At 58.2% G+C, this 12824-nt stretch carries 13 protein-coding genes; 1 reads left to right on the top strand and 12 read right to left on the bottom strand.

The window, feature by feature from the left end:
• Nucleotides 1-14: 14 nt before the first annotated feature.
• Together BLT54_RS01830 and tyrS are read right to left on the bottom strand one after the other, a co-directional pair.
• The gene (locus BLT54_RS01830) at nucleotides 15-878 is read right to left on the bottom strand and encodes a hypothetical protein (protein ID WP_143026710.1); all 864 of its coding nucleotides are present in this window, start codon (nucleotides 876-878) and stop codon (nucleotides 15-17) included.
• Nucleotides 879-1062: 184 nt separating this feature from the next.
• A complete protein-coding gene (gene tyrS, locus BLT54_RS01825; protein ID WP_074640469.1) occupies nucleotides 1063-2352 on the bottom strand; it encodes a tyrosine--tRNA ligase in 1290 nt (429 codons plus the stop codon).
• A 72-nt stretch (nucleotides 2353-2424) separates the two neighbouring features.
• Here tyrS and BLT54_RS01820 point away from each other — a divergent pair, with 72 nt between their 5' ends.
• Complete coding sequence (locus BLT54_RS01820; RefSeq protein ID WP_074640467.1) at nucleotides 2425-3525, top strand: anhydro-N-acetylmuramic acid kinase; 1101 nt, start codon at nucleotides 2425-2427, stop codon at nucleotides 3523-3525.
• A gap of 123 nt (nucleotides 3526-3648) precedes the next feature.
• Here the strand turns inward: BLT54_RS01820 and BLT54_RS01815 are convergent, their stop codons facing one another.
• The 10 genes from BLT54_RS01815 to BLT54_RS01775 form a co-directional block, all read right to left on the bottom strand.
• Complete coding sequence (locus BLT54_RS01815; protein WP_074640465.1) at nucleotides 3649-4161, bottom strand: DUF1097 domain-containing protein; 513 nt, start codon at nucleotides 4159-4161, stop codon at nucleotides 3649-3651.
• 733 nt (nucleotides 4162-4894) lie between these two features.
• Nucleotides 4895-5332 carry a cupin domain-containing protein gene (locus tag BLT54_RS01810; RefSeq protein WP_074640464.1) on the bottom strand — a complete coding sequence of 146 codons (438 nt, stop codon included), beginning with the start codon at nucleotides 5330-5332 and terminating at the stop codon, nucleotides 4895-4897.
• Between the two features lie 12 nt (nucleotides 5333-5344).
• On the bottom strand, nucleotides 5345-5965 hold the full coding sequence (locus BLT54_RS01805; RefSeq protein WP_074640462.1) for a GNAT family N-acetyltransferase: 621 nt from the start codon (nucleotides 5963-5965) through the stop codon (nucleotides 5345-5347).
• 32 nt (nucleotides 5966-5997) lie between these two features.
• Nucleotides 5998-6759: a DUF2971 domain-containing protein gene (locus tag BLT54_RS01800; protein ID WP_074640460.1), complete on the bottom strand. Its 762-nt coding sequence runs from the start codon at nucleotides 6757-6759 to the stop codon at nucleotides 5998-6000.
• An 82-nt stretch (nucleotides 6760-6841) separates the two neighbouring features.
• A complete protein-coding gene (gene eno, locus BLT54_RS01795) occupies nucleotides 6842-8119 on the bottom strand; it encodes a phosphopyruvate hydratase (protein ID WP_074640458.1) in 1278 nt (425 codons plus the stop codon).
• Nucleotides 8120-8422: 303 nt separating this feature from the next.
• Nucleotides 8423-8941 (bottom strand): hypothetical protein, encoded by a 519-nt coding sequence (locus BLT54_RS22090; protein WP_143026709.1) that lies wholly within the window; start codon nucleotides 8939-8941, stop codon nucleotides 8423-8425.
• A 94-nt stretch (nucleotides 8942-9035) separates the two neighbouring features.
• Nucleotides 9036-9947, bottom strand: a complete 912-nt coding sequence (locus BLT54_RS01790) for a DMT family transporter (protein WP_074640455.1) — start codon at nucleotides 9945-9947, stop codon at nucleotides 9036-9038.
• 215 nt (nucleotides 9948-10162) lie between these two features.
• A complete protein-coding gene (locus tag BLT54_RS01785; protein WP_074640453.1) occupies nucleotides 10163-10573 on the bottom strand; it encodes a Fur family transcriptional regulator in 411 nt (136 codons plus the stop codon).
• A 116-nt stretch (nucleotides 10574-10689) separates the two neighbouring features.
• Nucleotides 10690-11523 carry a PhzF family phenazine biosynthesis protein gene (locus tag BLT54_RS01780; protein WP_074640450.1) on the bottom strand — a complete coding sequence of 278 codons (834 nt, stop codon included), beginning with the start codon at nucleotides 11521-11523 and terminating at the stop codon, nucleotides 10690-10692.
• Complete coding sequence (locus tag BLT54_RS01775; protein WP_074640448.1) at nucleotides 11520-12788, bottom strand: cation:proton antiporter; 1269 nt, start codon at nucleotides 12786-12788, stop codon at nucleotides 11520-11522. The genes BLT54_RS01780 and BLT54_RS01775 overlap by 4 nt, the downstream gene beginning before the upstream one ends.
• Nucleotides 12789-12824 lie beyond the last annotated feature (36 nt).

Below are 12824 nucleotides of genomic sequence, written 5' to 3'. Positions count from 1 at the left end.
GTATGTGCCGCCGATTAAAACTCCAACCGCAGCCCCGCCATAAAGGCGCTTTGCGTGTCCGCATAGGACGCCGCCGCATTCAAAGACCATGCCCCGCCAAGCCCGACCTGCGCCCCCAGCGCCACAAGCGCTTGATCCGGCTCCGACAGCGGCACAGAGACGATTTCGCTCAGGGTCACACGCTGACCAACCGGATGGCGATAGGCCAGTTCCAATTCCGTGCCCGCCGCATTGGCCCCGCTGTAAAACAGGCTGGCCGAGGCCGCGCCAGGCCCCAGATCGCGGTTCAGTTGCAGTTTCGCATTGGCCTTGGTTGTGTCGCCATCGACCAGTTCAAGGGCGGCATCGACGCTCATGTTCGGTAGCTCCATACGCCCTGCCACACCCAGGATATAGCTGTCATAATCCTCGACATAATGTAGCGACATCGCCGCCCCATCGCGCATATAAGAAGCCCCAAGTGGCAAGTATTTCGGCTCGGTGATCGTGCCATCCGTGGCGCGGCTGAGGCCCACCTCGCTGCGCTCAAGGGCCGCCGACAGAAACACATCGGTGAGGGCCGGTCGGGCAAAGAGATCATAGGCCGGGCGCGGATTGCCAACCGAAAACCGTTCCTCTTGCGCGGTCTGCCACGTCACCGCGGCGTAGGTCTCGTGCAAGCGCCCAAGATTGCCAAACGCGCCAAAGCTCAGGCCAAGCCCCTCTGTGGGCGTGGCCCATGTCCCATTGCCGCCAAATGCCAGGCCTTCGTCCTTTGAACTGTGATCAAGCCCATCCGTGGCACTCAACATGACCCAGCCACCACCAAGCAACCATGACTCCGCATTGGCCCTCCCGGCACAGGATGCGCCAAAGCCGAGACCGAAACAGAGAGACACCAGTGCAATCCGTGTGGTGTGAGATGGTTTAGAGCAGGTCATAGACCCAATATGTCTTGTGCTGTCGCAGCATTCAAGTTTCAGGGGCGGGTCTTTATGCACATTCGAGTGAGCATAAAATGCCGCGCCCAGAGGCATAGGGGCGCGGCGGAATGTTCATTTATGGTCAAACCTGACCGGTGTTTCAGGCTTTCAATGTCACCAAAGCGTGGCGTTTTTTGCCCGCCGAGAGTTTCAGCGGGGTGGCGAGATCGGCGGCGGTGATCAACAGACCTGCGTCTTTGTGATCGGCATCGTTCACCTTGGCACCATTGTCGGCAAACAGGCGTTTGGCCTCTTTGCCCGTCCCCACAAGGCCCGAGCGCACGAACAGTTGCACGATGGAAATTCCGTCGCCAATCTCCTGTGCACTCAGTTCCAACGTCGGAAGGTCATCGCCCATTCCGCCTTTTTCAAACACTTCGCGCGCCGTGGCCTCTGCCGCCGCTGCGGCCTCCGCCCCGTGTAGCAATGTGGTGACCTCATTGGCCAAAATGATTTTCGCCGCGTTGATTTCGGAGCCTTCCAACGCGCCAAGACGCTCACATTCCTCCACCGGCACTTCGGTAAAGAGCTTCAAAAACCGCCCCGTGTCCGCATCTGTGGTGTTGCGCCAGAATTGCCAGAACTCATAGGGTGACAACATATCGCCATTGAGCCAGATCGCCCCACCTTGGGATTTGCCCATTTTGCGGCCATCCGAGGTGGTCAAAAGCGGTGTGGTCAGGCCAAAGATTTCATTGTCCAACACGCGGCGGGTCAGGTCGATGCCGTTGACGATATTGCCCCACTGATCCGATCCGCCCATCTGCAACACACAGCCATAGCGGCGGTTCAGTTCCAGAAAATCATAGGCCTGAAGGATCATGTAGTTGAATTCGAGGAAGGACAGGCTTTGTTCCCGGTCCAGACGCGATTTCACCGATTCAAACGACAACATCCGGTTGACCGAAAAATGCCGCCCGATGTCGCGCAGGAACTCAAGGTAATTGAGCTGATCCAGCCACTCCGCATTGTTGCGCATCATTGCGGTATTATCTTGCCCTACCGCGTCGCCGCCTGTGGGCGTGGCCTTGCCATCGCCATAGTCGAGGTAGCGGGCAAACACTTTTTGCATCCCGTCGATATTGGCACCGATCTGTTCCGGGGTCAGCAAAGGTCGCTCATCCGCGCGAAACGACGGATCGCCCACTTTCGTGGTGCCGCCGCCCATCAGCGTGATCGGTTTATTGCCGGTCTTTTGGAACCAGCGCAGCAACATGATGTTGAGCAGGTGCCCGACATGCAGCGAGGACGCCGTGGCGTCATAGCCGATATAGGCGGTGACCATCCCTTTGTTCAGATAATCGTCCAGCTCTTGCAGGTTGGTGCAGTCGGCCAGGAACCCGCGTTCAATGATGATACGCAGAAAGTCTGATTTGGGATGGTAGGTCATCGGTCACATTTTCCGTTCAAAGGGTCAGCGCGGCCTGATATATCCGGGCAAAGGCCAAAGGGAAAGAGTGTCATGCGCGGGAACGGTAAAGCAGAGCCAATCTGGGTGGCCGGATGTATGTCTGGCACCTCGTTGGATGGGGTCGATGTGGCCATGGTCCTGACCGATGGGGTGGAGGTTTTCGAATTCGGCGACAGCCATTTTCGCCCCTATTCTGAGCCAGAACAGGCGCTGTTGCGCGCCGAACTGGGGTGGTGGTCCGCCTCAAAAAAGCTGTGCGAGGTGATCGAAACCGCCCATGCGGAAGCGCTTTCAACCCTCAAAGGCTTTGATCTTATTGGATTTCACGGGCAAACACTGGCCCATGACCCGGGTCATGGCCGCACCTGTCAGGCGGGCGACGGCGCGGTCTTGGCCGAAGTGTTCGACGTGCCTGTGGTGTGGGATTTTCGCAGCGCGGATGTCGAAATGGGCGGGCAGGGCGCGCCTCTTGCGCCGTTTTATCACCACGCTTTGGCGCGGCTCATCGGCGCGACATCCCCCGTGGCATTTCTCAATATGGGCGGGGTTGGCAATCTCACTTGGGTCGATCCGCGCGTCGCCGATCCGTCTGAGACGGGCGCTTTGCTGGCCTTTGACACCGGCCCGGCCAATGCCCCGGTCAATGATCTGATGCGCGAACGCCGCAGTATGGCCTATGATGCCGATGGCGCTTTGGCCGCCAGTGGCACGCCCGACATGGCCGCGGTGACGCAGGGGCTGGAACACCGGTATTTTTACAAAATGCCGCCCAAGTCACTGGATCGGAACGATTTTCACGACATCATAAATGCGGTTTCAACTTTGACAGACGCCGATGCCGTCGCCACATTGACCGCTTTCGCCGCCGCCTGTGTCGCCCGCGCGATGGAGCATTGTCCAACCCCGCCGAGCGCGCTTTATGTCACGGGCGGCGGGCGGCACAACACCACTTTGATGACCATGCTCGCCGCCGGGGTGGATTGCCCTGTGCTCCCGGTTGAAGCGGTCGGTTTGGATGGCGACATGTTGGAGGCACAGGCCTTTGCCTTTCTCGCCATGCGCGTCAAACGCGGCTTGCCGACCTCATGCCCCGCAACCACAGGGGTGCGTGCGGCAATTGGCGGTGGGCGTGTGTCGAAGCCCGGTTCATAGGATCTGACCCGTAAGGTGTGAGCAAAGAACACCCCCGATCCACTGCGGAGGGGGGTGTTTTGTCTTTAAAACGCCACGCCTTTCACCTGAGACAGGGGAAAGGCGCAACGCTTTTGGATCGCTTTAGGCGGCTTCGGTCGCGCCCGATTTTGCGGTCAACAGGCCTGCCCCCTTTTCAGAGACAAAGCCAAACAACGTGCCGATGATCATCGAGATCAAGACCATCACCGTGGCCTGCGCGGAGGCGGCCAGATCGCCAATCGCCACGCCGGACAAAAGCGCAAAGCCTGCGGTTGCGGCATAGCCATAAACCGCCGCCGGGATGGTCGCCAAGGCCGGAAGATGCGCGCCCAGCACAAGCACCACAACCGACAGGCCGACGATGATCGAGGTCACGGCGACAGAACCGCCAACCGTTGCCACGACAAACAAGGCGGCCGTGGCGACAACCGCGCCCCAAGCGTGGTTGATGGCGCATTTGCTGATGGAGGAGGCGGTGCCCCCGGTGTGATAATAGGCACCCCAGCCAATAAAGAGCGCCCAAACCTGTAGGCCCAACCCGGTCCCAAGGCAGAGATATGTGGCGACAGACGCCAGCACGCCGATAGAAATCGCCAAAGCGTTGATAAGATTCATGTGACTTTCCTCCCAGTCTGTTCGAGGCGCTTTGCCCTGCGGTCTACAGGTTCTTCTTCGCGCGCCTCTTGATGTGAGCCTAGAGGGACGGGATGTTTCGCGGCTATCGGGACCATGGTGGGTCGGGTCTTGCGACCGACCCGACCAAAGGCGCGCATGCAGTTGCGGCATGAACTGGCCGGTTCTATTGGAAAGCTATTGGGAAAGATCAGGTTTTGAAGGCTGAGATGTGGAACGTGGCTGGCGGGCAGGTAGAGTGGCGGTTCCCCCCCAGCCCCTCCTGTCCGACCAGCGCTTACTCCACCAACCCAACGGGACAGGTAAACACACCACACGTTCCCGCACTCTTTAACTGACGCTAAGTTAACCTTGCGTCAGTTTGGGGCTAGTGTGGAAATCCTTACCTTTGGGGGAAATTTGCGGGGAAAATGCCGTAAATTTCCCCGTTGCCCCGCCGCTTTGTCGGGAGGGCATAACGTAAGGTCATCTTCATTGCCGCCGGTGTTCGTTTTCTGCCTCATGGCGCGTCCCATGATCTTCGTCTTTGGCTGCCCCTTCCGCTGTCATGAGGCAAGGCGGGCATGAGCCGGGAGGGACGTGGGGCTGGATGGCGCATTTTGCTTTGGCTTGGCCTGTGGCTGTGGCATTTGTGTTCTCGCGGAGCGTCTGACCTGTTTTTCTGTCCTGACGAGTGGTCGTGCGCGTTTCCCCTGCGTGATCCGTGCGGCTCAGGTCACGCGCGTGCGATGTCAAAGCCAAGAGGGGCCAGTTCAAACCCCTCAAACCGGAATCCGGGCGAGACCGTGCACCCCACCAACGTATAGTCGCCCGTGCTGCGGGCGGCCTGCCAAACCCCTTTGGGGACAATGAGTTGCGGCTCTTGGCCTTGCGCAAAATCAGGCCCCAACATCACGTCCCGCGCCGGGCCACCGTCCGTTTCGGACAGAGACAGGATCAGCGGTGCCCCGGCATAATAGTGCCAGATTTCGACCGCATCGACGCGGTGCCAATGGCTGTTCTCGCCCGCTTTCAACAAAAAATAGATGCAGGTTCCCGCCGGACGTGCGCCCTCTTCGGCCTCTGCCACCCATGTCTGACGAAAATATCCGCCCTCGGGATGGGGCTGCAACTTCAGGCGCTGGATCAGCGCTTCGGCGGTGGGCGTGCTCATGGGAACCTGCTTTCAAATCTTGGGGATATGCCCGGCCGCATCATCGCGCACCGGCCCATTCTTCCGCGGATCGTCCATCACCTCGATGGCGCGGCGATAGGGCACAAAGCCCGAACGGATGTAAAATCCCACCGCCTGCGGGCTGTCGAGCGTACAGGTGTGCACGAACAACCGTGTGATCGGGCGCTTGAACGCCAAATCCAGCGCCCGCTCCATCATCCACCGCCCAGCACCCGTGCCGATCAGCTCTTTGGATAGGCCAAAAAACGTCAACTCCGTGTTGTCCGGGTCGCGGAAATCCAATTCCAACAGCCCCAACGCCCGCCCGTCTTTGGTCAACGCAGAGACCTCAACATCCTTATGATGCAGGATCGCCGCCAGCGCCGCATCCTCCATATAGAGCCGCGAAAACCACAGCCAATCCTCGCCAACCGCGCGATACAGCCCGCGATACCACGCCAAATCCGGCGCCTCATGCGCCACCAAGGTCACGCCCTCAGGCGCCGCCACATCGCGCGGCGCGGGACGTCTGGTCATCTCAAGATAGGTCACCACCGCCGCCAGCTTGCCGGAGGGGAGGGGATGGATGCCGTCAGAAAGCGGCGAGGCGGGGAGGGGGGATGTTTGGGTCATGGGGAATGGAATGTCTGAAGCTAAAAGCTGGGTCAAGTAGGATTGAATTTAGGACAGGAGCAATCGTGACTATCTTTGCATGCCTTGTGCCTGCCCGAATTTTCTTGGGTAACAATTCTAAAATCGCGAAATGCAGCGCGCTTTTGGGTGACGTTTACATCTTCGCCGTTCTTTGGAAGTGCTCCCTTAATAGCCTCTACGCAGCAATCCGGCTTTGCGCCTAAGTAAACCTCTTTGAGAGTAAGAACGTCTTCCCACTTGAGGAACTTTAAACACCCAACGTCTTTCACAAGGGTTTTCGCCTCATCAAAGAAAATCAAAAGTCTTTGTTCCTCTTCGTAAGACCAATCCAACTCTTTCGTCGCACAGTGAATGATAAGGTCTCCTAGTGGCGTTTCACTTGTGAGCAATGGCAGGGTCTGAGCCTCACGTAACGGGAATACATGTCGATTGCGCGTGTAGTTTACTTCGGCCAATTTGACGCCGGGTTTTTCTTCGTATTCGAAGACAAGGCACGCTCCCCGGTTTTGATCGGCGTAATGCGCCCACATAAGGGGTGAGTAGTGATGGTTAGAAAAGCATATCAATCCCATTTTTTCGTTGGCCTTGGCGGACCAGTCTCGGATTTCTGTGCGAATTTCCCTTTTTGTTGGGATGTCAGTCTTCTCTGGTGCTCGAAAATTTCCGAGTTCAAAGACATCGTTGCATTCATTGAACCGTGATATCTTGAGGTGGCGGTTTTGGAGGTTTGAAATCAAATGCTTCGAAGGCATGAAATAGCAAAGGGTTGGCATGGGAACCTCCTGTAAAAGGGTTAAACAAAAAGCCCCACCAAATTGGCGGGGCTTTGTTCATTTCGTCAATGCTTTAACGGCCTCACGACTTCAAAATAGACGTCCCGGCATATTCCGCCGTCGCGCCCAGTTGTTCCTCAATGCGGATCAACTGGTTGTATTTCGCCATCCGGTCCGACCGCGACAAGGAGCCGGTTTTGATTTGGCCACAGTTGGTTGCCACGGCCAGATCGGCGATGGTGGCGTCTTCGGTTTCGCCCGAGCGGTGCGACATCACGTTGGTGTAACGGGCACGGTGGGCCATATCGACGGCTTTGAGGGTCTCAGACAGGGTGCCGATCTGGTTGACTTTGACCAGCATGGAGTTGGCCACGCCCTGCGCAATGCCGTCGGCAAGGCGCACGGGGTTGGTCACGAACAAATCGTCACCGACAAGTTGCACGCTGTCGCCCAATTTCTCGGTCAACAGTTTCCAACCGGCCCAATCGTCCTCGGCCATGCCGTCTTCGATCGATATGATCGGGTAGTCGGCGCAAAGCGCGGCAAGGTAATCGGCGTTCTCGGCGGAGGTCAAGGATTTGCCCTCGCCCTTCATCTCATATTTGCCATCGACGTAATATTCGGTCGAGGCGGCGTCCAGCGCGAGGTAGATGTCCTCGCCGGGTTTGTAGCCGGCTTTCTCAATAGATTTCATGATGAAATCAAGCGCTTCTCGGGCGGAATTGATGGCGGGCGCAAAGCCACCCTCGTCGCCGATCCCGGTGTTGTAACCTGCCGCCGAGAGCTCTTTTTTCAGCGTGTGGAACACTTCGGAGCCCATGCGAATGGCCTCTTTGATGTTCGCGGCAGAGACCGGCATGATCATGAATTCCTGAATGTCGATCGGGTTGTCGGCATGTTCGCCGCCGTTGATGATGTTCATCATCGGCACCGGCAGGATGCGCGCGGCGGACCCGCCAATGTAGCGGTACAGCGGCAGGGCGGAGTAATCGGCGGCGGCTTTGGCACAGGCCAAAGAGACGCCCAAAATGGCGTTGGCACCAAGGCGGGATTTGTTCGGCGTGCCGTCGAGTTCGATCATCACCGCGTCGATGGCTTCTTGCTCGGTCACGTCCATGCCCACGAGCGCCTCAAGGATTTCGCCGTTGACCGCAGCCACAGCTTCCAAAACGCCTTTGCCCATGTACCGGGATTTATCGCCGTCGCGCTTTTCATTGGCTTCATGCGCGCCGGTCGAGGCCCCTGACGGCACAGCGGCGCGGCCCATGGTGCCGTCTTCCAGAATGACGTCGACTTCGACGGTGGGGTTGCCACGGCTGTCAAGAATTTCGCGGCCGATGATGTCGATGATGGTGCTCATGGCGGAGGTCCCTTTGTGAAATTGGGTAGCATGGGTGTTCGGCGCAAATCTCGCGCGTCACGTTGGTGCTTTGATACCAGTCAAGACGCGCGCGTCAACAATTGAGCGCTAACATCGCGCGCTTCTTTGAGGGTTGTATGACAGAAGCGGCGTTAGCGGTAACTTATTTGGGTCAAAGTGGGAGGATTGGTGCGCGCTTCAGGAGATTGGACGCAAGTGGATGGCCCGTGTTTTGGTGAATGTCTGTTTTTGGCTCATACTTACCACGGTCACGCCTTTCGCCCTTTTTAATGATAGGCAGGCTTAGTTCGTCTGAAGCTTTTCGATAACGTTGTCGACAACGAGATAGCCTGCCCGCGAGAGATGAGGACAGGTTATCAACCTTCCGGCATTCCAGCTTGCAAGGTGCTTCGCAGCTGGAATGCCATGAGCAACGATCACGCGAGGTTTGCATGTCGCCAGCAGAAAATCGAAGGTGTCTGTTCTGCTCTTCGGCATATTCGCCATTTCGGTTGACGGCGTCGCGAAAATATTGGTTTCCAATACATGCGGCACTTGTTTTTTAATCCGATCAATGCGGCGTCGTGTGGCCGAAGGCCCCTTTCCACGGGCCGCCCGTTCGGCGTCATAATCCCTGCGCCATGAAACAAGATCGAACCCTTTGTCTGTCGACCAAAAGCGCCACCAGTCACCGCCAGTCGTTGCGGCGTTATAGCCGACAATCCATATGTCGCACGAAGACGGGTGACCTTGACAGACAAAAGGTCTTTGCGTCGAGGGACGACCAATAATATCTGCAAGCTGTGTTTCTAAATCACTCATAGGTCGAAGTTACCAGGTTACCAAGATTGTTGGACCATATACCGTTGCGTCGAGTGGAAAAGTCCCGCAAAGCCGCCTTCAATACACCAGCCCCTCAAAACCCGTGCGTTTGCGCCTCATCGGCCAGTGTCGCCACCGAAAGCCGCGCCAGTTTGCGTTCGCGCAGATAGGCGTAAAGGCCGGAGGCGATGATCAGTGCGGAGCCGAGATAGGTCATCAGATCGGGGCGTTCGCCAAACACCACGATCCCCACCAACATGGTGAATACCAGACGCGTGTAGCGAAACGGGGTGACGGCGGAGGCATCGCCCAACCGCATCCCTGCCACGATACAGGCATAGCCAATGGTGCCAAACACGATCCCGGCAAGGACCATCAGCGCCTCGGGGGCATCAGGCATCAGCGGCGGCGTACCGGGGGTGAGGGCGAGCATCACCAATGATGCGACTGCGACCGTCAGATAGGCCTGAAATGACACCACATTTGAGGGCACGGCGGCGTCCATGACGCGGGTCATCAGGTCGCGGATCGCCACGGAAAGCACCGCGACGAGCACCCACAAGGCCTCAGGTTCAAAGCCGGAAAGCCCGGGACGGATGATCATCAGTACCCCGATGAAGCCGATGACAATCGCCATCCAGCGCCGCCATCCGACCGATTCATTCAAAAACAACGCCGCGCCCATGGTCACCACCAAAGGCATGGATTGAAACACCGCGCCGACAGTGGAAATATCAACCAAGGACAGCGCCGTGGCAAAGGACAGCGCGGCAAAGGCTTCGGTCCCGGCGCGGGCCAAAATCACCGGGCGCCAATTGCGCCGGACAAAGATCACATTGCCCTTGATCCGGGCGATCATCCCAAAGGCCATACAACTCCCGATCGCGATCAACGCCAAAATCTCGCCCACCGGCAGGGTCTCCGAGAGACGTTTGATAAACATATCCTCGACCGTAAAACTGGCCATAGCGGCGACGACGAGGAGAATGGCGTTGAGATTGTTCATCGGGGCGGACCTTTGCGTTGCTCTCCCGCTTGCCGTGTTCTGACGCGTCTCGCAAGCCCGCACCCCGGATCAAAGCCGCAGATGGGGGGTGCAAAAAGGCGTGAAAGCGTTTCGGCTTAAACGTGAGACAGGTTTAGGCCGAAACGCCGTGCGACCTAACACGGGGTGTGAACGGATCAATAAAAACCCCAAAAGGATGGCGTTCCCAGAACGTTTCAGGACTTTTTGCGCACGCCGTATAATTCAAAGCGATGGCCCTTGAGATCATAGCCCAGCCGGTCTGCGATCTGCTTTTGCAGGGCTTCGATTTCCGGGTCGACAAATTCGATCACTGCGCCGGTTTCGATGTCGATCAGGTGATCATGATGGGCGCGATCTGCCGCCTCATAGCGGGCGCGGCCATCGCCAAAGGCCAGTTTTTCCAAAATCCCGCGCTCTTCAAACAATTTCACCGTGCGGTACACCGTGGCCAGCGAAATGCCCTGATCCTTGGCGGCAGCGCGCCGATGCAATTCCTCGACATCGGGATGATCCTCAGCCTCCTCCAACACGGAGACAATCACCCGACGCTGTTCGGTCAGGCGCAGCCCCTTGGCCTCGCAACGAGATAGGATGGTGTTAGACATCGGGCCTCCGGGTAAACGTGGGGCTAGGGTAGGAAAACGGGCCGGAATGGTCCAGCCCAGTTTTTGATCACACGGGTTGAAAAGGCGTTTTGCGGCGTGCGGCCTGGGTGAGGCAGCTAAAAGCAGAGCCGCCCTTGCATCACCCGGACCGCGTGCCCTTCGATGGTCACGGCCTTTGGCGTGGCGGTCACAGAGATGCGCGACGGTCGCCCCATGTCCTCGCCCTGGTGGATCATCAAAGACAGATCGCGCCCCTCCACCTCACAGAGCAAACGCCCCAAAGCCGCCGCCGCAGATCCGGTCGCCGGGTCTTCGGGTATATTGTCCAGTGGCGCAAACATCCGCATGTGGATCGTCTCCCCATCGCGCACATAGGGCGCTTGGGCAAAATCCAACCCCTGCGGATGGCGGGCGTGGCCGTCGCGCAGGGCCGCAACGTCGATGGCGATGCGTGACAGGGCATCTCGCGAGGTCAGTTCGACAAAGGTAAAGGCCAAGCCCATGCTGGCCATCACCGGGGAGGTGGCGAGATCGGACACCATAAGCCCCAAGGCGCGCGCCACCAGATCGGGGGCGGGCTCGGCGAGGATGTCGAGCGGTTGCGACGCGGTAAACGCGGCGGTGCCGTCCCGGGCTTCGGCCTCAATCAATCCTACCGGCAATTCCAATCGCATCTGTGGCCCGTGCCCCAACTCGGAGAGCGCCACAGCCGCGCCGATGGTCGGATGCCCGGCAAAGGGCACTTCCATCGTCGGCGTGAAAATACGGAGACGTGCGGTGTTGCCGGGGTCTTGGGGCGGCAAAAGAAACACCGTTTCGGAATAATTGAATTCGCGTGCAATCTTTTGCAACTGATCCTCGGGCAGATGTGCCGCATCGGGGATCACCGCCAAAGGGTTGCCGCCAAAAGGACGATCGGTGAACACATCATAGGTGAGATAGGCCGTCATACGTCCAACCTCGGTTCGCGGCCCATGCGTTTGGCCAAAGGCGCAACGGTCAGGCCCTGAACGATGATCGAGAACACCACGACGATATAGGTCGCGGTCAGGATCACCGGTTTCCATTCACTGTCCGGCAAGGAGAGGGCGAGGGCGACCGAGATGCCGCCTTTCAGCCCGCCCCATGTCATGATCGGGATGGTGCCTTTGGAAAAGCTGCGAAAGGGTTTGAGCAACAACACCGGTACGGCCACGGCGGTGAGCCGGGCCAAAAGCGCCAAAAGCACCGCCATTGCACCGCCCAAAACCGACGACATGTCAAAGGCCACGGCAAAGACTTCAAACCCGATCATCAAGAACAGAATGGCGTTGAGGATTTCGTCGATCATCTTCCAAAACGCATCGACATAGCGCCGGGTCTCTTCCGACATGCCGTATTTTGCGCCGACATCGCCGATCAGCAATCCGGCACAGACCGCCATGATCGGCGCGGAGACCTGTAGCGCCACGGCAAGCTCATAGCCGCCGAATGCCAGCCCGAGGGTGATCAACACCTCAAGCGCGTAATCATCAATCAACCGCATGACGCGGAAGGTCAACCAGCCCAAAACGAGTCCCAAAAGCGCGCCGCCAATGGCCTCTTGGGCAAAGAGTTTTGCCGCGCCCTGTACCGCACTGTCCGCATCATGCGCGTCACCATGCCCACCCGTCGCGCCAAAGGCCAGCCCGACCAAAACAAGGTAAACCACATAGCCAACCCCATCGTTGAACAGGCTTTCTCCGGCGATTTTGGTCTCAAGACTTTTCGGTAAAGACGCCTGACGCAACACGCCCAGCACGGCCACCGGATCGGTGGGCGAAATCAACGCCCCAAACGTGAGTGCGATCAACAAGGGCATCCCGGTCATCCAGCTAAAGCTCACGCCGACCACCACGGTCGAGAGGCCGACCCCCAAAGTGGCCATCAAAAACACCGGCCCCCATTGCGCCCGCAGATCAGAGATTTTGACATGCAGCGCGCCTGCAAACAGCAACAGACCCAACATGCCCTCCAGCAACGTGTCAGAGAAATCAAAGGCCATGACCTCGGTGCGGATGGTCTCTTCGACCATGGACGCCGGGAAAACCGCGTCCAACCCGATGATCACCAGCGAGGCGATCAGGGCGACGACGAGAATGCCGATGGAGGAGGGGAGTTTGAGAAACAGGTAATTGATCGCGCCGAACGCGCCTGCGAGGACGATCAAAAGCGAGGCGATTTGCAGAAGAGTCATGGGGAAGCCTTTGCCAGTCAATACCGTCTATGTATC

The sequence above is a fragment of the Celeribacter baekdonensis genome, from assembly GCF_900102315.1.
GTDB lineage: Bacteria > Pseudomonadota > Alphaproteobacteria > Rhodobacterales > Rhodobacteraceae > Celeribacter > Celeribacter baekdonensis.
Note: the sequence above shows the minus strand (reverse complement) of the source record. Positions and strands in the feature narration are given on the sequence as shown.